Origin of the sequence: Pseudomonas sp. P1.8, from assembly GCF_001269805.1 — a bacterium.
Lineage (GTDB): Bacteria > Pseudomonadota > Gammaproteobacteria > Pseudomonadales > Pseudomonadaceae > Aquipseudomonas.
In genome coordinates this window covers 61821-82402 of sequence record NZ_LHVM01000004.1, presented here as the reverse complement: position 1 = coordinate 82402, position 20582 = coordinate 61821, and the positions used below count along the sequence as shown (strand labels likewise).

General features: G+C 59.5%; 13 protein-coding genes. 5 read left to right on the top strand and 8 right to left on the bottom strand.

The window, feature by feature from the left end; all coding sequences use genetic code 11:
• Positions 1–30: 30 nt before the first annotated feature.
• The 8 genes from AD668_RS01365 to glnE form a co-directional block, all read right to left on the bottom strand.
• Positions 31–1482, bottom strand: coding sequence for a lipopolysaccharide kinase InaA family protein (locus AD668_RS01365; protein WP_053153561.1), 1452 nt, complete (start codon positions 1480–1482; stop codon positions 31–33).
• Positions 1482–2234 carry a lipopolysaccharide kinase InaA family protein gene (locus AD668_RS01360; protein ID WP_053153558.1) on the bottom strand — a complete coding sequence of 251 codons (753 nt, stop codon included), beginning with the start codon at positions 2232–2234 and terminating at the stop codon, positions 1482–1484. Before AD668_RS01360 ends, AD668_RS01365 begins: the two co-directional genes overlap by 1 nt.
• Positions 2231–2965 carry a lipopolysaccharide kinase InaA family protein gene (locus AD668_RS01355; protein ID WP_053153555.1) on the bottom strand — a complete coding sequence of 245 codons (735 nt, stop codon included), beginning with the start codon at positions 2963–2965 and terminating at the stop codon, positions 2231–2233. The genes AD668_RS01360 and AD668_RS01355 overlap by 4 nt, the downstream gene beginning before the upstream one ends.
• Positions 2965–3771 carry a lipopolysaccharide core heptose(I) kinase RfaP gene (gene rfaP / locus AD668_RS01350; protein ID WP_053153552.1) on the bottom strand — a complete coding sequence of 269 codons (807 nt, stop codon included), beginning with the start codon at positions 3769–3771 and terminating at the stop codon, positions 2965–2967. The genes AD668_RS01355 and rfaP overlap by 1 nt, the downstream gene beginning before the upstream one ends.
• A complete protein-coding gene (locus tag AD668_RS01345) occupies positions 3768–4892 on the bottom strand; it encodes a glycosyltransferase family 4 protein (protein WP_053153548.1) in 1125 nt (374 codons plus the stop codon). The genes rfaP and AD668_RS01345 overlap by 4 nt, the downstream gene beginning before the upstream one ends.
• The gene (gene waaC / locus AD668_RS01340) at positions 4892–5953 is read right to left on the bottom strand and encodes a lipopolysaccharide heptosyltransferase I (protein WP_053153544.1); all 1062 of its coding nucleotides are present in this window, start codon (positions 5951–5953) and stop codon (positions 4892–4894) included. Before waaC ends, AD668_RS01345 begins: the two co-directional genes overlap by 1 nt.
• A 1-nt stretch (position 5954) precedes the next feature.
• Complete coding sequence (gene waaF / locus AD668_RS01335) at positions 5955–6989, bottom strand: lipopolysaccharide heptosyltransferase II (protein WP_053153542.1); 1035 nt, start codon at positions 6987–6989, stop codon at positions 5955–5957.
• A gap of 318 nt (positions 6990–7307) precedes the next feature.
• On the bottom strand, positions 7308–10247 hold the full coding sequence (gene glnE, locus AD668_RS01330) for a bifunctional [glutamate--ammonia ligase]-adenylyl-L-tyrosine phosphorylase/[glutamate--ammonia-ligase] adenylyltransferase (protein WP_053153539.1): 2940 nt from the start codon (positions 10245–10247) through the stop codon (positions 7308–7310).
• A gap of 383 nt (positions 10248–10630) precedes the next feature.
• Between glnE and aceE the strand changes: the two genes are divergently transcribed.
• The 5 genes from aceE (at position 10631) to msrA (ending at position 20537) form a co-directional block, all read left to right on the top strand.
• The gene (aceE, locus tag AD668_RS01325) at positions 10631–13276 is read left to right on the top strand and encodes a pyruvate dehydrogenase (acetyl-transferring), homodimeric type (protein ID WP_053153536.1); all 2646 of its coding nucleotides are present in this window, start codon (positions 10631–10633) and stop codon (positions 13274–13276) included.
• Positions 13277–13287: 11 nt separating this feature from the next.
• Positions 13288–15237, top strand: coding sequence for a dihydrolipoyllysine-residue acetyltransferase (aceF, locus tag AD668_RS01320; protein WP_053153533.1), 1950 nt, complete (start codon positions 13288–13290; stop codon positions 15235–15237).
• 273 nt (positions 15238–15510) lie between these two features.
• Positions 15511–16905, top strand: a complete 1395-nt coding sequence (locus tag AD668_RS01315; RefSeq protein ID WP_053153530.1) for an alkaline phosphatase D family protein — start codon at positions 15511–15513, stop codon at positions 16903–16905.
• A gap of 227 nt (positions 16906–17132) precedes the next feature.
• Positions 17133–19826: a bifunctional diguanylate cyclase/phosphodiesterase gene (locus tag AD668_RS01310; protein ID WP_053153527.1), complete on the top strand. Its 2694-nt coding sequence runs from the start codon at positions 17133–17135 to the stop codon at positions 19824–19826.
• A 63-nt stretch (positions 19827–19889) separates the two neighbouring features.
• Entirely contained in the window at positions 19890–20537 is a 648-nt protein-coding gene (gene msrA / locus AD668_RS01305) for a peptide-methionine (S)-S-oxide reductase MsrA (protein WP_053153524.1), read from the top strand.
• Positions 20538–20582 lie beyond the last annotated feature (45 nt).

Sequence of the window (20582 nt, the reverse complement as noted above, 5' to 3'; positions counted from 1 at the left end):
TTGTGGGAGCGATTCAGCTCGCGAAAGAGTTTAAATAGCGCTCGAAACGTCTTTGGGCAGACGTTGATCGATTTTCTGATACAGCGCACTGCTCTCGGCCCAGTTGCGCATGAACCGCGCACGATCGCGCAAATAGGCGGGGGCAAAGCTGCCTACAGTGCCGTGCTGACACATTGAATCAAGATCGATCAGCGCCCAGCGATCCTCGTGCCAGAACAGGTTATGCCCCTTGAAGTCGCCATGGCTGATACGCAGACGAATCAGCTCGGCAAACAGATGATCCAGCGCGACCAGCTCGGACTCCGGCGCATCGCCTCTCTCAACATAGGGCGCAAACCTCTCGATGATGTCGGGCCCCGGCAAATACTCGGTGACCAGGTAAGCCCGGCTGCGCAACCACAGAAAACGCTTTTCCAGCAACGCCAGCGGCTTGGGCGTGGCAATGCCGAGGAACGCCAGACGATTGCCTTCGCGCCAGGAATGCCAGGCGCGACTCGGGCGCCAGAAACGCTTGAGCCAGTGGGCAAACCCCTTGATGTTGTAGCGTTTGATCACCAAAGTGCGGCCATTCACCTCAACCTTGCCGACACTCGCCGCGCCGCCGGTTTTGTAGAGGTGTCCCTGATCAAGCAACGCGTCGGCCTGCTCAAGCACCGGCAACATGGCCGCCTCTTCCTCACGACGAATCGCCCGCAAACCGAACGCACCGCGCTGCACACTGAACAACGAGCACTCACGGCCAACCTTGATCAGATAATCCTTGAGGCGCCATTGGCGGACTTTGTCGATCTGCTTTTGCAGCGCCTCCATGGGCAGGGCATGCTCGCCGTTGCTGAGCAGGTAATACACCAGCAACTCTTCGATGAACGGATCCAGCGATGTGGGCAGCTGAGCGAAAAACACCCCGAGGTTTTCCAGGACTTTCTGTCGCGAAAGCGGTTTGCCCGGTGTTTCCGAGCAGATTCCGGCACCATCGATCAAGTACAGACGACCGCCCTGGCGCAACAGATTGTCCAGGTGCAAGTCTTCCTGCCACAGGCCCCTGCGATGCATTTGACCGATTGCGCCCAAGGCCTCAGCCAGCACCGCTCCTTGCCCATCGGACAATTCAGGCTGTTGCTCAACCTGTTTCCAGGTATCGCCCAGGCTTTCGGCGCGCTCCAGAAACTCAAACAACAGCCAGCCACCCTCGCCGTCCTTCAGGCCATCGGCCAGCAGTTGCGGCGTGGTCAGTCCTTGAGCGGCGAGCAAGCGCACACCGTCCAGCTCCCGCTGAAAATGTCGTGCCGCCTTATGGCCGACCAGCAACTTGGCCAGCACCGGTCGGCCACGCCAGACACCGGCACCGACGTAGCGCTGCCCCGGCAATACCCGCAACAGGCTCAGTAGTTGCAGATCGGCAGGGCCAGCGGCGTCAGCAAGTGTCACATTCAGTGGCAAGTCTGGACTACGGCCAGCGGATTTCAGTTCAGACAAGCGCATCAACGCGGCCCCTTGTGACTACGGCGCGCCGTAAGACGCTGTAACCAGCTGTCGATCAGAGAGCTTTCCTGACCTTGATCCAGATAAGCGGCGAGCAATTCACGCAATTGCGACACGTCCCACTCGGGGGCGCGGCGTGTCAAAGGCTCCAGGTCCTTGACCCGGTCACGCTGCCCGTAAAGCAACGGCCGGGTCTTTTCCAGATCGATCAATTGACCCTGATAGCCTTTTGCGGTCGCTCTCAGAAAGATGTGCTTGGGGTAGAAGCAACCATGCACCTGACGCTTGGCGTGCAGTTGCCGCGCCAGTTCACCGCAGGCCTTGAGGATTTGCGAGTGCTGCTGCGGGCTCAGCTGCGACCAGCGCTGCAACAGCGAATCCAGATCGTCCCAGCCATCCAGGGCTCGGGTCAACAGGATCGCGCGGACCTCTCCATCGATCTTTCGCACGCCGTAGAACGCCGCTTGCAGCGCCGGAATGCCCAACTTCTGATAGCGCACGATGTTTCGAAATTCGTGGGCAAAGCTCGGCTCGCCGAACGGCGCGCGCAACGTGCGGGTCATGTAATTGCTCTGGCGTTTCAGGTAAAAGCCCTGACCTTCCAGATCCAGCCGAAACACGCTGCTCCAGCCTCCCCGACCGGTGTTGGGTTCATCCACCGCCTCGAGCTGCTTGGCCCAGAGGGCATCGAACGTGCCGAGACCATGTCGCTCGAGCAGCGCACGATCTTCAGCCGCCAGGAAATCAGTCATTCGCGTCCCTCGAAAAATCTCACCACATGCCGGATGCGTTTTTTATCGGCCGCATTGAGCCGGGTCCGATTGCGGTATTGCAGGTAGAAGCGCAGGCGCTGCGTGGCCGACAGTTGATACTTGGCAACCTTGTCCAGGCATGCCAGATCCTTGGTAATGCGGTACTTGAGCCAGAACCCGCGCCAGAAATCACCGTTGGGGCAATCGATCAGGAACAGCTGAGCCTGATCGTCGATCAGCAGGTTGCGCCACTTCAGATCGTTATGGGTGAAGCGGTGGTCGTGCATGGTTCGGGTGTACTGGGCCAACTGGCGACTGACGCTATCTACCCAGGCGCGATCCGCCAGTTTCGGGTCGTGGCGTTCGGCTAATGCCGACAAGTCTTCGGTATTGGGCAACTCGCGGGTGATCATCGCACCGCGATCGTACGCCGCTCCGCGTCGTTCGAGCCCCCACGCCACTACTTCGGCAGTGGGAATTCCCCACTTGGCGAAGCGCTTGAGATTTTGCCACTCCATCTTCACTCGGGGTTTACCGATATAGCGACGCAACCCCTTGCCGGCGCCGACATAGCGTTTGACGTAGTAATTGACGCCATTGCGCCGCACGCGGATGACCTCGGACAGCGGATCTCGAGTCAGCCGCTCGCCCTGGAGCGAGAACACGGCCTCCAGGCTGCCGAAGTCCTCTGCCAGATCACTGTAAGCCGGCTCCAGTCTCCAACCCGACATCAGAGCGCATCTCCGTATCGCTGTTTTCGGTCGTAAAGTTTGTTGGCCTTGCCTTCGAGCCAGTTCAGCAACCCGGCCTCCTCGCCCAGAATCTGCCGCAGAGGCCGCTGGAAATAGCCCTTGAGGAAGCGCAGCTTGTCGCGCCGGGTCAGACCGATGTCCAGCGCGGAAAAGTACAGTGCCGCCAGATCCTTGTTGCGCCAGCGCTGGGTGATCGCCGGGCGGGTCTGGGCGCGATGCAGGTCGATCACCGACAGTTTGAAGTCATCAAAGGTCACCGGTTTGTCGGTGTGCAGCAGGAAATGGCAGATGTAGCAGTCGCGGTGATTGACGCCAGCACGGTGCATCATGCCCGTCATGCGCGCGACTTCGGCGATCAGCGCACGCTTGAGCCTTGGCTCCGGCGGTTGCTTGAGCCAGTTGATACTGAAATCTTCGAGACTGACGGTTGGCGCCAGTTCTTCGGTGACGATAAATGAATGCTGGTCGGCCGGATTGCTGCCCTTTTCGCCGTAAGCGACGGCGGTCATGGTCGGCACGCCGGCTTCGTGCAGGCGTTGAATGGCCTTCCACTCCTGACCCGCGCCGAGCACCGGCAGTTTGGCGGTGAGCAGGTTCTTGAAGATTTCACCCCAGCCGATGCCACGGTGGATCTTCACGAAAAACCCGTGGCCGTTCACCTCGGTGCGCAGGGTACGGCGTGCTTCAAGCTCACGGTACACTTCGCCCTGCAAACCCTCGACTTCGGCGAACGGGTCACGTCCGGCCCAGAGGCTCTTGAACGGTTCAGCCAGCATCAACTTCATTTAGCGTGCTCCGCCAGAATCACATCGGCCGCGTGCTGCGGCATGCTGTAGAGGTCGGCCGTCTCGGCGAAGGCCAGACCGTTTCGGCTCCAGGCCGCCCTTGCTTGAGCGTCGTTCAACATGCCGGTCAGGTACTGCGTCAGTTGTGCCTGTTCGAAAGGCTCATCCAGCACAAGGCCAGCGTCAGCCTCGGCAATGTAATGCGCATAACCGCAGACCGCGCTCACCAGCACCGGCAACCCGGCGACCAGGGCTTCAAGCAGAACGGTACCGGTATTTTCGTTGTACGCCGGATGTATCAACAGGTCGGCACCCAACAGGAAACGCGGGATATCGCTGCGCCCTTTAAGGAACGTCACGTTATCGCCAAGCCCCAGTGTCGCACTCTGCATCTGGAATAACTTGGGGTCGTCCTGGCCGATTACAAACAGGCGGGTGCGTTTCTTCAGGTCAGCTGGCAATGCGGCCAACGCCTTTAGGCTGCGATCCACGCCCTTGGTCTTGAACCCGGAGCCGATCTGCACCAGCAACAGCTCATCGTCCTTGAGGTTGAATTCGGCACGGAATCCGGCGCGAATCTCATCGGCATCCGTCGGTCGGCGACGGTCCTGGGCGATACCCGGCGGCAAGAGATGGAAGCGCTCCAGCGGTGTGTCGTAATGCTTGATGAACAGTGGCTGCTGAACTTCGGAGATCATCAAGACCTCGGTTTTGGCGTCCTTGGCGAACACGGCCCGCTCGTACTCGGCGAAATGGCGATAGCGGCCCCAGCGACGGTACAGCGAGTTACGCAGGTTCTGCGCTTTGTCTTCGAAACAGCCGTCGGCGGCGTAGTAGACGTCCAGGCCCGGCATCTTGTTGAAGCCGATCAGGCGGTCGACCGGACGCTTGGCCAGGTCCGCCTCCATCCACTCGCTGAGTTTTTCATTGCGCCGATGATTGAAGAACGCCTTGACCGGCGCCACCAGCACTTCAAAGCCCGGCGGCACGTCGCCTTCCCAGATCAGCGTGTAGACGCGAATCTGATGACCGCGCTTCTGGCACTCCAGAGCGATGCGCATGAAATCGCGCTGCAAACCGCCAAACGGAAAGTATTTGTACAGAACAAATGCCAATTGCATCAACGCAGCTCCTCAGCCAGTAACAACGTGCTCAGACGGCTGGCGACACGCTCGGGATTCAGGCGCGTGAAGCACAGGGGCCACTCGCGTTTCAGGTCAAACTGACGGGCATCTTCGGCCGTCGGTTGATACGTACATTTCTTTTGCAGGCACGGCGCACAGGGGAAGTCGCTGGCCAAGTGAATCTGCGATTTGCCGTAGGCGCCGGTCAGCCCCGGGTTGGTCGGGCCGAACAACGATAGCGTCGGCACATCCAGCGCGGCCGCCAAATGGCCAAGACCGGTATCCACCGCGACACAGGCCTGCGCACCGGCCAGCACCTTGCCGACACCGGCCAGGTTCAGCTTCGGCAGGACTTCGGCGTGTTTGAAACCCGACGCAATGCGCTCGGCACGGGCTTTCTCCAGCGGATTGCCCCAAGGCAATTTCACGCCTACACCGAGATAACCTACGCGCTCGGTCAGTTCGCGCCAGTAGGCTTCGGGCCAGTGCTTAGTGTCCCAGGTGGTGCCATGCAAAAACAGCACGTAGGGATTCTTGCGCGGCAACTCCACCATGCGCTCGACATTCAGACCGTAGTCACCCAGACCTTTGGGCAAGTCATAGCCCAGCGCGATGGCGAACAACTGACGAACCCGCTCCACAGCGTGCTGACCACGGGCAACTGCCAGGCGCCGATCGTAAAAACGCGCGGCGATCGGTTCGCGCGCCGAGCGCTTGTCCAGTCCGGCCACCGGCGCCTTGACGTAACGGGTCAACCAAGCACTTTTCAACAGGCCTTGGGCGTCGATCACCAGATCGTATTTCGTGGAGCGAACGCTTTGCTTGAATCGCTTCCACTCACCACTCTTGATGGTTTGCCAGATGTTTTTACGCCAGCGACGGATCGCCACCGGAATCACCTTGCCCACGGCCGGGTGCCAGGTCGGGATTTCGGCGAAGCCCTCTTCCACCACCCAGTCGAACTGGATGCCGGGAATTGCCCGCGCCGCGTCGGTCAGCGCCGGTAACGCGTGAATCACGTCGCCCAGCGATGAAGTCTTGATCAACAGAACGCGCAAACTATTTGACCTCGACCACAGTGCCCTGCAACCGCTGCAAAGCATCGTTCACCACTTGCGGCATGAGCTGGCGCAAGCAGTTGTAATGGCCAAAACGGCAGGTGCGATCAAAGCAAGGGCTGCATTCGATGCCCAGACGCACGATCTCGACGTGCTCGGCCAAAGGCGGCGTGAAGCCGGGCGACGTCGAGCCGTAAACCGCCACCAATGGGCGATTCAGCGCAGCAGCGACGTGCATCAGGCCGGAGTCGTTGGACACCACCGAATCGGCGCAGGACAGCAGATCGATGGCTTCGGCCAGCGAGGTGCCGCCGCTGAGGTTGACCGACTCTTCACGCAGACCGGGAATCAGCCGAGCGCGGATGTCTTCGCCCACGGCATGGTCGTTTTTCGAACCGAACAGCCAGACTTGCCAGCCCTCGCGGATTTTCGCTTCAGCCACTTTCGCGTAATGCTCCGACGGCCAGCGCTTGGATTCGCCGAACTCGGCACCGGGGCACAGCGCCAACACCGGACGATCAAGAACCAGGCCGAACTTGGCCAGTGCCGCTTCACGGGTGACCGGATCGATCTGCAACATCGGGCGCGGGTACGGTTGCAGCAAGTCGACGCCCGGCTCGTACGCGAGCGCCATGAAGCGCTCGATCATCAGCGGATAACGGTCTTTGTCCAGCGTGCGCACATCATTAAGCAGCCCGTAGCGAAACTCGCCACGCCAGCCGGTGCGTTTCGGGATGCCAGCAAAGAACGGCACCAGAGCCGACTTCAGGGAGTTGGGCAACAGGATTGCCTGGTCGTATTGCCCAGCCAGGGATTTGCCGATGCGCCGACGGGTCGCCAACTCCAGTGCGCCGTGACCGAGCGGGAAGCTCAAGGCCTGGCGAACTTCGGGCATGCGCTCAAGAATCGGCCGGCTCCACTCGGGGGCCAGCACGTCGATTTCGCACTGCGGGTGGCGTTGTTTGAGACACTGAAACAGTGTCTGCGCCATCACCATGTCACCGACCCAACTGGGCCCAACGATCAGAATTTTCATGTGGTTTCCATAAACGAACCGGGGAGGCCTACGCCTCCCCGCCTCGAGAATCTCTGTGGAAGCATGGCGGCTTGCGATGGGTCATCACCTTCAACATTGCTGTCGACTGTCACTCCGCTATCGCGAGCAAGCCCGCTCCTACATGGGTATGGGTGCAACTCGATCTGCGCAACACTGCCGATCTACTCCTGTAGGAGCGAGCATACTCGCGATGCACCTGAGAACGTCGCGGGGCGTCAGGCTCGCCGCGTTATCGTTAACGAACATCGCGAGCAAGCTCGCTCCTACAGGGGATAGTGGCGTATCAAATATCCCGTTTCAGCTTAGCCCCAGCTCACGCCAGATCCGCATGACCTGACGCCTTTCGTCCGCGAACTGATCGCCCGGTATGACCCCGGCATCCTTCTGCAACGCCTGCCGGTGCGCGGCAGAGCGGTAAGCTTTATAGGCCTCACGCAGCAGGCTGGCATCTTCGACGGGCATCAACCCTTCGTGCTCCAGCTCTTCCAGAATGCGGATGTTATCGGTCCAGCGCAGCAATGGCGGGTGCGTTTGCGACCACGCCAGGGTCGCGTATTGCACCATAAATTCAATATCGACGATACCTCCGGCGTCCTGCTTGAGGTCAAAGGGCGCTGCGGCCTCGAAGGCGTTCGGCCCGGTTCCGGCGGCGGTACCCTTGCTGCCGAGGTTCTCGCGCATCTTGGCGCGCATCTCGCTGACCTCCTGGCGCAGGGTCGGCAAGTCACGGGCTTTGCCCAGGATCGCGGCACGGACTTTTTCAAAAGCCTGGCCGACATCCTGACTGCCCACCAACACTCGCGCGCGCACCAATGCCTGATGCTCCCAGGTCCAGGCTTCATTTTCTTGATAGCGGGCAAAAGCCCCCAACGAACTGACCAGCAAACCCGAGGCCCCGGACGGTCGCAGGCGCATGTCCACTTCATACAACTGGCCGGAGTTGGTCTGCGCCGTCAGCAAGTGGATGATGCGTTGCCCCAGACGGGTGAAGAATTGTGCGCCATCAATAGGTTTGGGGCCGTCGGTTTCCGCCTGCGGATCACCATCGTGGATGAACACCAGATCCAGGTCCGAGCCATGGCCGAGTTCCAGGCCGCCGACTTTCCCATAACCGACAATGATGAAGCCCGGATCGCACACGGTCCCGTCGGGGCGCAGTGGCGAACCGTATTTGGCCACCGTTTGCCGCCAGGCCAGGGCCAGCACTTGTTCGAGGATCGCTTCGGCGAGCCAGGTCAGGTAATCGCTGACTTTCATCAGCGGCAGGCTGCCGGCGATTTCCGAAGCGGCGACCCGCAGGCGATGCGCCAACTTGAAATGACGCAGGGCTTCCATTTGCTGTTCGAGGTCGTCTTCGGGAATGCGCGTCAAACGCTCGCGCAATTCGGCGGCCAGTTCCGGCGCCAAGGGTGGCTTGAACAATCGGCCTTCGTTGAGCAACTCGTCGAGCAACAGCGGGAAGCGGGTGATCTGCTCGGCGATCCACGGGCTTGCGGCGCACAAGGTCAGCAAGCGTCGCAACGCACCGGGGTTCTCGGTCAGCAGCACCAGATACGCGGAGCGGCGCGCTACGGCCTCTACCAGTGGCAGCACCCGCTCCAACACCAGATCCGGGTTGGCGTGCTCCACAGCCTGTGCAAGCAAGCGTGGAATAAAGGCATCGAGACGCTCGCGCCCCAGTCGCTGCATGGCTCGCAATTGCGGACTGCCGCGCAGACTGGCCAACGCCTTAAGCGCCTTCGGAGCATCGGCGAAACCGCCCTCTTCCAGCTGACGGCAAGCGGCCTCTTCATCCTGGGCTTCTTCCCACAACGGCAACCATTCTCCGCCAACCACCACTTCGCTTTCGGCGCCTTCCTCCTCGTCGGGATCGGCGATCACCTGAGCGAAGTGCCAGGCCACGCGACCACGCCAGAACATCAGTTGTTCGTGGAAGGCTTCCCAGTCGGGGAAACCGAGCATGAACGCGATACGCGCCTGATCCTGGGCAACGTCCGGCAGCATTTGGGTCTGGCGGTCGGCGATCGCCTGAATCGCGTGTTCGGTGTAACGCAGGAATTCATAGCCTTCGCGCAGCTCGCTGATGACCGCCGGCGGCAGATAGCCCTGACCTTCCAGCGTGCTCAGGACTTTTAATAGAGGACGCTGCTGCAGACTCAAGTCGCGGCCGCCGTGAATCAGCTGGAACGCCTGGGCGATGAACTCCACTTCACGGATGCCGCCGGAACCCAGCTTGATGTTGTCGGCCATGCCTTTGCGCCGCACCTCCTGCTGGATCAGCTGCTTCATGGTGCGCAACGCTTCGATGGCCGAGAAGTCCAGGTAACGACGATAAACGAAGGGTCGCAGCATCTCTTGCAGTTGCGCGCCGGCCACCTGGTCGCCGGCCACCACCCGCGACTTGATCATCGCGTAGCGCTCCCAGTCGCGCCCCTGGTCCTGGTAATACTGCTCCAGCGCGTTGAAGCTCAGCACCAACGCACCCGACGAGCCATAGGGACGCAAACGCATGTCGACGCGGAAGACAAAACCGTCGACGGTCATCGGGTCCAGCGCCTTGATCAGACGCTGGCCGAGACGGATGAAGAATTCCTGGTTATCCAGTGGACGCTTTACGCCAACGGTTTCGCCGCCCTCAGGGTAGGCAAAAATCAAATCGATGTCCGACGACAGATTCAGCTCCACCGCACCGAGCTTGCCCATGCCGAGGACAACCATCTGCTGCGGTTCGCCGCTGCGCCGGCCGGTCGGCACGCCGAACTGCTGACAATGACGTGAGTACAACCATTGATAGGCCTGATCGATGCTCGCGTCAGCCATATCCGACAGGTCGCGGCAGGTCTGCACGAGGTCGGCCTGACGGGTCAGATCGCGCCAGATGATCCGCACTTGATGGCGCGCACGCTGGCGCCGCAACGCACGGCCGAGCTGGTCATCGGTCTCGGCGATGCCCGCGGCGGCGGCAATCTGTGCGCACAATTCGCCGGGGGCAAAACTGCGATCCAGTTCGCCAGACTGAACCAGCATCAGCAGCATCAAGGGATCGCGCACGCTCTGCTCAGTGACGAAGTCACTGGCGGCCGTCACTCGGGCAAATTGCGCCCAGCGCTCCGGCGTCCAGGCGGACAATCCATGGTCATCATCGAGCGCGGCGACGGCAGCGCGAAACGACTGTTCGGCACGGGTGACAAACGGCAGGAGAATGCCGGGCAGTTCGGCAAGCGAAGGGAGGCTCATGGTCTATCCTTGATCGGCGTGCATCGGGCTGCATGTAGTGGATTTCGAAAACCCACTACCTGAAGGAGTGTCGAACAAAAGTTAGAAATAGCTGAAATTTCTATTATTTTGGCAGCCAGCATCAAGCTTTCACCTATTCGAGTTGGAAAAAGACCAACCTTAACGATTATTCTCACAACGCAGCCGGGGGCCACAAGCCGCTCATCTGTAGTTTTACTACTCGTATATACATTACCAAGGCTGAAATGCCGGAAGATTTGTAGTAAAACTACACGCCGCCGGAACAACCTGTCGGCAATCCAAGAATTCAAAACGTCTGCCCACAAGGCCAGTCGCTAACTCAGGCAACCGATTCTGGTAGCCTTTCCGCCCTGGAGCAAGCCATGCAAGACCTCGATCCCGTCGAAACCCAGGAATGGCTGGACGCCCTGGAATCGGTTCTCGACAAAGAAGGCGAAGACCGTGCTCACTATCTGATGACCCGTATGGGTGAACTCGCGACCCGCAGCGGTTCGCAGTTGCCTTACGCCATCACCACGCCTTACCGCAACACCATCCCGGTAACCCACGAAGCACGCATGCCTGGCGACCTGTTCATGGAACGCCGCATTCGCTCGCTGGTACGCTGGAATGCGATGGCCATGGTAATGCGTACGAACCTGAAAGATTCCGACCTCGGCGGTCACATCTCCAGCTTCGCTTCCAGTGCGACCCTGTATGACATCGGCTTCAACTATTTCTTCCAGGCCCCGACCGACGAACACGGCGGTGACCTGATCTACTTCCAGGGCCACACCTCGCCAGGCGTTTACGCCCGCGCATTCATGGAAGGCCGCATCACCGAAGACCAGATGAACAACTTCCGCCAGGAAGTAGACGGTCAAGGCCTGTCGTCCTATCCGCACCCTTGGCTGATGCCTGACTTCTGGCAGTTCCCGACCGTATCGATGGGTCTGGGCCCGATCCAGGCGATCTACCAGGCACGCTTCATGAAGTACCTGGAACACCGCGGTTTCATCCAGCCGGGCAAACAGAAAGTCTGGTGCTTCCTGGGCGACGGCGAGTGCGACGAGCCGGAATCCCTGGGTGCGATCTCCCTGGCCGGCCGCGAGAAGCTGGACAACCTGATCTTCGTCATCAACTGCAACCTGCAGCGCCTCGACGGCCCGGTTCGCGGCAACGGCAAGATCATCCAGGAACTCGAAGGCGTGTTCCGCGGCGCTCAGTGGAACGTGACCAAAGTCATCTGGGGCCGTTTCTGGGACCCACTGCTTGCCAAGGACGTCGACGGCATCCTGCAACGTCGCATGGACGAAGTCATCGACGGCGAGTACCAGAACTACAAAGCCAAAGACGGCGCGTTCGTACGTGAACACTTCTTCAACACGCCTGAACTCAAGGCCATGGTTGAAGACCTGTCCGACGACGAGATCTGGAAACTCAACCGTGGTGGCCACGACCCGTACAAGGTCTATGCGGCGTACCACGAAGCGGTCAACCACAAAGAACAACCGACCGTCATCCTGGCCAAGACCATCAAAGGTTATGGCACCGGTGCCGGCGAAGCGAAAAACACTGCGCACAACACCAAGAAGGTCGATGTCGAAAGCCTGAAGTTGTTCCGCGATCGTTTCGACATCCCGGTCAAAGACGACGAACTCGAAAATCTGCCGTTCTTCAAACCGGAAGAAGGCAGCGCCGAAGCCCGTTACCTGAGCGAGCGCCGTTCCGCACTGGGCGGTTTCGTGCCACAGCGCCGCGCGCAAAGCTTCAACATTCCGACCCCGCCACTGGACACCCTCAAGGCGATCCTGGACGGCTCGGGCGACCGTGAAATCTCCACCACCATGGCGTTTGTGCGCATCCTCGCGCAACTGGTCAAGGACAAGGAAATCGGTCCGCGCATCGTTCCGATCATCCCGGACGAAGCCCGTACCTTCGGTATGGAAGGCATGTTCCGTCAGTTGGGCATCTACTCGTCCGTCGGTCAGCTCTACGAGCCAGTCGATAAAGACCAGGTGATGTTCTACAAGGAAGACCAGAAGGGCCAGATCCTCGAAGAAGGCATCAACGAAGCGGGCGCCATGAGCTCCTTCATCGCCGCCGGTACTTCGTACTCCAGCCACAACCAGCCGATGCTGCCGTTCTACATCTTCTACTCGATGTTCGGTTTCCAGCGTATCGGCGACCTGGCCTGGGCCGCTGGCGACAGCCGTACCCGTGGTTTCCTGATCGGCGGCACCGCCGGCCGTACCACCCTGAACGGTGAAGGCCTGCAACACGAAGACGGTCACAGCCACCTGCTGGCCTCGACCATCCCGAACTGCCGCACCTACGATCCAACCTACGGCTACGAGCTGGCGGTGATCATTCAGGACGGCATGAAGAAGATGACCGAAGAGCAACAGGACGTCTTCTACTACATCACCGTGATGAACGAGTCCTACCAGCAGCCAGCCATGCCGGCCGGTGCCGAAGAAGGCATCAAGAAAGGCATGTACCTGCTCGAGGAAGACAACCGCGAAGCGGCGCACCACGTTCAGCTGATGGGCTCCGGCACCATCCTGCGTGAAGTCCGTGAAGCAGCGAAGATCCTGCGTGAAGAGTTCAACGTTGGTGCTGACGTGTGGAGCGTTACCAGCTTCAACGAACTGCGTCGCGACGGCCTGGCCGTTGAGCGCACCAACCGTCTGCACCCGGGCCAGAAGCCTAAACTGAGCTACGTCGAAGAGTGCCTGAACGGCCGTAAAGGTCCGGTCATCGCGTCTACCGACTACATGAAACTGTTCGCCGAGCAGATCCGTCAGTGGGTACCGGTCAAGGAATTCAAAGTCCTGGGCACCGACGGTTTCGGCCGCAGCGACAGCCGCAAGAAACTGCGTCATTTCTTCGAAGTCGACCGTCATTTCGTGGTGTTGGCAGCCCTGGAAGCATTGGCTGACCGTGGTGACATCGAACCCAAGGTTGTGGCTGAAGCCATCACCAAGTTCGGTATCAACCCGGAAAAACGCAACCCACTGGACTGCTGAGGAGAGATTCTGTGAGCGAACTCATTCGCGTACCTGACATCGGCAGCGGTGAAGGTGAAGTAATTGAACTGTTTGTGAAGGTCGGCGACCGTATCGAAGCCGACCAGAGCATCCTGACGCTTGAATCGGACAAGGCGAGCATGGAAGTGCCTGCGCCGAAGGCCGGTATCATCAAGAGCCTGAAAGTGAAGCTGGGCGATCGCCTGAAAGAAGGCGACGAGCTGCTTGAGCTGGAAGTCGAAGGTGCCGCTGCTGCGGCCCCTGCGGCTGCCCCAGCGGCCAAGGCTGAAGCCCAACCGGCTGCTGCGCCTGCCGCCGCTGCTCCTGCTGCTGCTGCGCCGGCTGCCGCCAGCGTTCAGCAAGTGCACGTGCCGGACATCGGTTCGTCGGGCAAGGCCCAGATCATCGAGATCCAGGTCAAGGTCGGCGACACTGTCGCGGCTGATCAGTCGCTGATCACCCTGGAGTCCGACAAGGCGAGCATGGAAATCCCGTCGCCCGCCGCTGGCGTGGTCAAGGCCATCAACGTCAAGCTCAACGACGAAGTCGGCACCGGCGACCTGATTCTGGACCTGGAAGTTGCGGGTGCTGCGGCACCGACTGCTGCTCCGGCCCAGGCTGCCGCTCCAGCTGCCGCCGCTGCGCCTGCTCCTGCAGCAGCTCCGGCTGCTCCGGTGGCTGACAGCGTTCAGGACATCCACGTGCCGGACATCGGTTCGGCGGGTAAGGCCAAGATCATCGAAGTACTGGTCAAGGCTGGCGACACCGTTGCCGCCGACCAGTCGCTGATCACCCTGGAATCCGACAAGGCGAGCATGGAAATCCCATCGCCAGCCGCTGGCGTGGTGGAAAGTGTTTCCATCAAGCTCGATGACGAAGTCGGTACCGGCGACCTGATCCTCAAGCTGAAAGTCAAAGGCGCTGCGCCGGCTGCTGCTCCGGCACCTGCCGCTGCCGCTCCAAGCGCACCGACTCCAGCCGCGGCTGCTCCGGCCGCCGCTGCACCTGCTGCCCCGGTCGCCGCGCCAGCCAAGCCTGGTGCAAAAGTTCACGCCGGCCCTGCCGTGCGTCAACTGGCCCGTGAATTCGGCGTCGAGCTGAGTGCCGTTGGCGCCAGCGGTCCGCACGGTCGCATCCTGAAGGAAGACGTGCAGGTCTACGTCAAAGCCATGATGCAGAAGGCCAAGGAAGCACCAGCCGCTGCTGCTGGCGCAACCGGTGGCGCGGGCATCCCGCCGATTCCGGTCGTAGACTTCAGCCGCTTCGGTGAAATCGAAGAAGTGCCGATGACCCGCCTGATGCAGGTCGGCGCCGCCAACCTGCACCGCAGCTGGCTGAACGTGCCGCACGTGACACAATTCGACTCGGCGGATATCACCGAACTCGAAGCGTTCCGTGTTGCCCAGAAAGCCGTTGCAGAGAAGGCCGGCGTCAAGCTGACCATCCTGCCGTTGCTGCTCAAGACCTGTGCGCACCTGCTCAAGGAACTGCCGGACTTCAACAGTTCGCTGGCGCCAAGCGGCAAAGCGATCATCCGCAAGAAATACGTGAACATCGGCTTCGCCGTCGACACCCCGGATGGCCTGCTGGTACCAGTCATCAAGAACGTCGATCAGAAGAGCCTGCTGCAACTGGCCGCCGAAGCTGCTTCCCTGGCTGAAAAAGCCCGGACCAAGAAGCTCTCCTCCGACGAGATGCAAGGTGCTTGCTTCACCATTTCCAGCCTCGGCCACATTGGCGGCACCGGCTTCACGCCGATCGTCAACGCGCCGGAAGTGGCGATCCTCGGTGTTTCCAAGGCAACCATCCAGCCAGTCTGGGACGGCAAAGCCTTCCAGCCGAAACTGATGCTGCCGCTGTCGCTGTCCTACGATCACCGTGTGATCAACGGCGCCGCTGCTGCACGCTTCACCAAGCGCCTGAGCGATCTGCTGGGCGATATCCGCACCATGCTTCTGTAATACCGAGCGGCCCTCCTTCACAGGAGGGCCGCTCGCATTTCAAGTTTCCGAGCGCCACGCTCGTACCTCAACCCTGCCAATTTGGCGGGGCTTTTTTTGCCTGAAATTTAACGATTAAAAGTATGTTCCTACATTTGTGGCTGATATGGGCTACAAGTCGAATCCATTTCGACCAGGTATTTTTTCATGTCCAATAAGTAATCCTAGTTTCAAAGTTATTGAACACCCAAAAACACCTTTTATTTATTTCGTTGAAATCGAATGGACGCGAACATGCTAAAACCCACCGTCGGCCCAATTCTTGGCCACATAACTACTGACGAGGCACGAGTTTTTCTGCGTGGCAAGTTACATGAAAGTGCATTGACGTTTGCAGGCATTCGTTACCGCGTACGCGGCGAGGAGAGATGGTCAAAAGGGATATTCGCCAAACTTGATGCGACGCGAGATATGTCTGATGTCATTGTAATCCGCGGTCTTGGTCACGATACCGACTATGAGTATCAAGCCGGCTGGTTCAACACCACGAATGTCGAGCACACAGTAAAATCGGTGCACGAATTGCCGCTGCAATGGCCGCAGGAACTTTATCGCCTGCGCACCCGGTCTGGCTCGGCCGGCACACCTCGAGCCTATTTCGTCGGCTCATGTCGTTACTTGCGTATGACCGCCGGCATCCCCTCGGCGCCACATCTGGGCGACCGGATATTTGCCTCGATTACACGAATGGCACAGCAAGCCGAGCCGCCGGTCAGCGCGATGTTGATGACTGGCGATCAGATCTATGTCGATGACTTGAATTTTTTCGCGCCCGACCGAGAGTTTCAGCAAATCCTGGCAAAATACCGTGCAGCTTTCTCCCAGCCGAATATCTCCCGATTAATGGCCAATGTATCGACTTACATGATCCTCGACGATCATGAAATCGAAGACAACTGGCCGAAAAATAAAAGGCCAAGCGATAACATTCTATATACAAACGCCATCACCGCTTACGAGTTATATCAAGCCAGTCACAGCCCGGCATTTGAAATACTTCACGATGGCCGAATCAGCCGAAATCCGAAGCACTATTGGTACCAATTCACCGATGGCGATATCGAATGGTTCGTCACCGATAGTCGTTCCCGACGTAATCTGTCCGCCGGTGATCGACGCATCCTTGATGTGGAGCAGGAAAATGCCTTGTGCCAATGGCTGATCAGCAGCCCTGCTCGGGTCAAGATGATAGTAACCAGCGTGATGTTCTTTCCTGACGCCAAACAAGATGGAGATGACGCCTGGGCCGGCTTTCCCGGACAACGGCTGCGGTTGCTTGAAACCATTCGTTCGCACCGGCTGAAAAATGTCATTTTCGTTTCCGGTGACGTCCACGGCTCCCTGACCAGTCGACTGACCCACAGCGAAGACCCGGACTTCGAGGTACACACCATCGTGTCGTCGCCATTGTGCAACTCCAGACTGCTGCCCCACGCCCGTCGATCCAGCTTTATCCTCGACCAACCGCTGGTACGGAACGACGCAGGCGAATATCGGCAAGAATTGACGGGCAAAGTCATCAGTCAGGATAACTTCGCACACCTGGTCATCGATGCAGAACGCATTCAGGTCAATTACCACGATCAGGAGGGCAAATTACTGCAATCGACAGACATTGATTTGCGTTAATGGCAAAAAATCGCAGCTTTCGATACGGCGCCAAGGCTTCGACCTGATCAATAGCAATACTTTTGCCGCAAACTGCAGAAATCTTTTCGCCTGCCGACATATTCTTATAGCACTTGGCCTCCATCACTCTTGTCAGTCGGTGCTGCAATGATGCAACCTTGCCGCTGGCAACAGTAAAGAGGGCGAGAGCCCGGCGCGTTCAGCAATTTCGAAGCGAGTTTCCCTCCATGAAAAGCCAACCCGATGCCGCCAGCCGTATGGTGGCCGAGGTAGTGACGCAGTTGCCTGTGCCCTCGCGGCTCGGCATGCTGCGTTTCGAACGGCTTAATGAACCGAGCTGGGCGCTGCTGTTTCTCGACCCCAATTGCGAGCGCCAGTTCGGTCTGCCGGCCATGGAGCTTTGTGCGCTGGTCGGCTCGCCCTACGCCAGCCTGATGGAACCCGAAGCACGCTATCAGTTACATGACGCGGTCCAGCATCAACTGAGCGAAGGCACGCATTATCTGATCCGCTACACCCTGCACACCGCCTCCGGCTCCCTGAACTTGCTGGAAATGGGCGAAGCCTTTAAACAACACAATCGACATTTGTTGCGTGGCTACCTGCTGGTCATCGACGGGGTGTTCGAAGATTCCCCCCTGCAACCTGCCCTGGACCTTGAAACCCAGAACTCGCGCCTGCAAATCGCCCTTGAGCTCAATCAACGGACGCAACAGGAGCAACTGCTGCACCTGGATCGTGCGCGCGCCCAGCAGGATCTCATCCTGTTGCTGACCCGCCAACGCTATACCAGTAACAAATCCCTGCAAGAAGCCGCCGAACTGATCACCCGCAGCGCCTGTGACATCTACGAAATCGATTGCGCCAGCCTGTGGCACCTCGAAGGCTCGCAGCTGGTGCCGATCTCGGCCTATCACCGCACGACTCAGGAATATGTGCTGCCGGAGTCGATCGATATCAGCGTGTTCCCCGACTACCTAGACGCCTTGCACACCGGTCGCGCCATCGACGCGCACAACGCCATGCGCGACCCGCGCACCCGGGAAATGGCCGAACGCCTGCGCCCGCGCGACGTCAATGCGATGCTCGACGCCAGTATTCGCGTCGACGGCCAAGTGGTGGGCGTGCTGTGCCTGGAACAGACCGGTGCGACCCGCGCCTGGCAGTCCGATGAAATCGCCTTTGCCGGCGAACTGGCGGATCAGTTTGCCCAGGTCATCAGCAACCACAATCGACGCACCGCGACCAGCGCCTTGCACCTGTTCCAGCGAGCGGTCGAGCAAAGCGCCAACGCCTTTCTGCTGGTCAATTGCGATGGCGTTGTCGAGTACGTCAACCCGAGCTTCACCGCGATCACCCAGTACAGCACCGAAGAAGTCCACGGTCAGCGGCTGTCAGAACTACCGGCCCTGGAAAATCTCAGTGAATTGCTGTTCGATGCGCCTTCAGCGCTGGCCAAGAGCAACAGCTGGCAAGGCGAATTCAAAAGCCGCCGCAAGAACCTCGAACCCTACTGGGGCCAGTTGTCGATCTCCAAGGTCTACGGCGACAACCGCGAACTGACCCATTACATCGGCATCTACGAAGACATCACGCAAACCAAGCTCGCTCAGCAACGCATCGAGCGCCTGGCCTACACCGATAACCTGACCAACCTCGGCAATCGTCCGGCGTTTATCCGCAACCTCGATGAACGCTTTGCCCGGGACAGCGATGCGCCGATCAGCCTGTTGCTGGTGGACATCGACAACTTCAAGCGGATCAACGACAGCCTCGGCCACCAGACCGGCGACAAACTGCTGATCAGCCTGGCCCGACGCCTGCGCAACAGCTTGATCCCCAGCGGCAGCCTGGCGCGCTTTGCCAGTAACGAATTCGCCGTATTGCTCGATAACAGCGATCTTTCAGTGGGCCAGCAAGTGGCCAACCAATTGCTGGCGACCCTCGACAAGCCGATGTTCGTCGACAACCAGTTGATCAGCGTCACCGGCTCCGTCGGCCTGGCCTGCGCCCCGCTGCACGGGCGCGACCCGCAAACATTGATGCGCAATGCCGGCTTGGCGTTGCATAAAGCCAAGGCCAACGGCAAACATCAGGTGCAGGTGTTCACCGAAGCGTTGAACGCCGAGGCGAGCTACAAGTTGTTCGTCGAAAACAATCTGCGCCGCGCTCTGACCCAAAACGAACTCGACGTGTTTTACCAACCCAAGCTGTGCCTGCGCAGCGGTCGCCTGTTGGGGATGGAAGCGCTGCTGCGCTGGGACCATCCGGAAAAAGGCATGATCCGCCCGGACCAGTTCATCAGCGTGGCCGAAGAAACCGGCCTGATCATTCCGATCGGCAAATGGATCGCCCGTCAGGCCTGCCGCATGAGCAAAGCCCTGGCCGCTGCCGGCCTGGGCAACTTGCAGGTGGCAATCAACCTGTCGCCCAAGCAGTTCTCCGACCCGGATCTGGTGGCATCTATCGCCAACATCCTCAAGGAAGAAGCCCTGCCCGCTCACCTGCTGGAGTTGGAGCTGACCGAAGGCCTGCTGCTGGAGGCCACCGAAGACACGCACTTGCAGCTCGATCAGTTGAAGCGCCTGGGCCTGACGCTGGCCATGGACGACTTTGGCACCGGTTACTCGTCGCTCAGCTACTTGAAAAAATTCCCCATCGACATCATCAAGATTGATAGAAGCTTCATCCACGAAATCCCGGACAACCAGGACGACATGGAAATCACCTCCGCGGTGATCGCCATGGCCCACAACCTGAAGCTCAAGGTCGTGGCTGAAGGCGTCGAAACTGCTGAACAGTTGTCGTTCCTGCGCCGTCACCGCTGCGACGTCGGCCAGGGTTATCTGTTCGACCGTCCGATCCCGGGCAATGAGCTGATCGAAAAGCTCAAACGCTATCCGCGCGGCCCAATCGCCTGACAGCGATCCAACTCTCGGGCAAACTGCTTGTCTGTCTAATTATCCTGACTGAGAGGACTGATCATGGTTCTGCGCTCGGAAATTCTGGTGAACAAAAACGTGCTCCCTACTAAAGAACAAGCTCTGCCCGGCCGTGAATCCCCAATCAAGGTGCCGGAAGAACACTTCGTCAACAAAAACCCTCTACTGGGCCCGTTCCCGGGCAACGTCGAATTCGCCATCTTCGGCCTGGGTTGTTTCTGGGGCGCGGAACGTCGTTTCTGGCAGCGTGAAGGCGTGTACAGCAGCGCCGTGGGTTACGCAGGCGGCTACACGCCGAACCCGACCTATGAAGAAGTCTGCTCAGGCCTGACCGGCCACAGCGAAGTGGTGCTGGTGGTCTACGAGCCAGAGAAAGTCAGCTACGAAGAGCTGCTGAAGATGTTCTGGGAACTGCACAACCCGACCCAGGGCATGCGCCAGGGCAACGACATTGGCACCCAGTACCGTTCGGTGATCTACGCCACCAAACCGGAGCAGCTGGAAGCCGCGCTGAAGAGCAAAGAGGCGTTCCAGGTCGAACTGACCAAAGCCGGCCTGGGTGAAATCAGCACTGAAATCGACGAAGCCCCGACCTTCTACTACGCCGAGGCGTATCACCAGCAGTACCTGGCGAAGAATCCGGAAGGCTATTGCGGGATTGGCGGTACTGGCGTGACCTGCCCGATCTGACACAGATCACTCGTAGGAGCCGGCTTGCTGGCGAAAGCGGTAGTC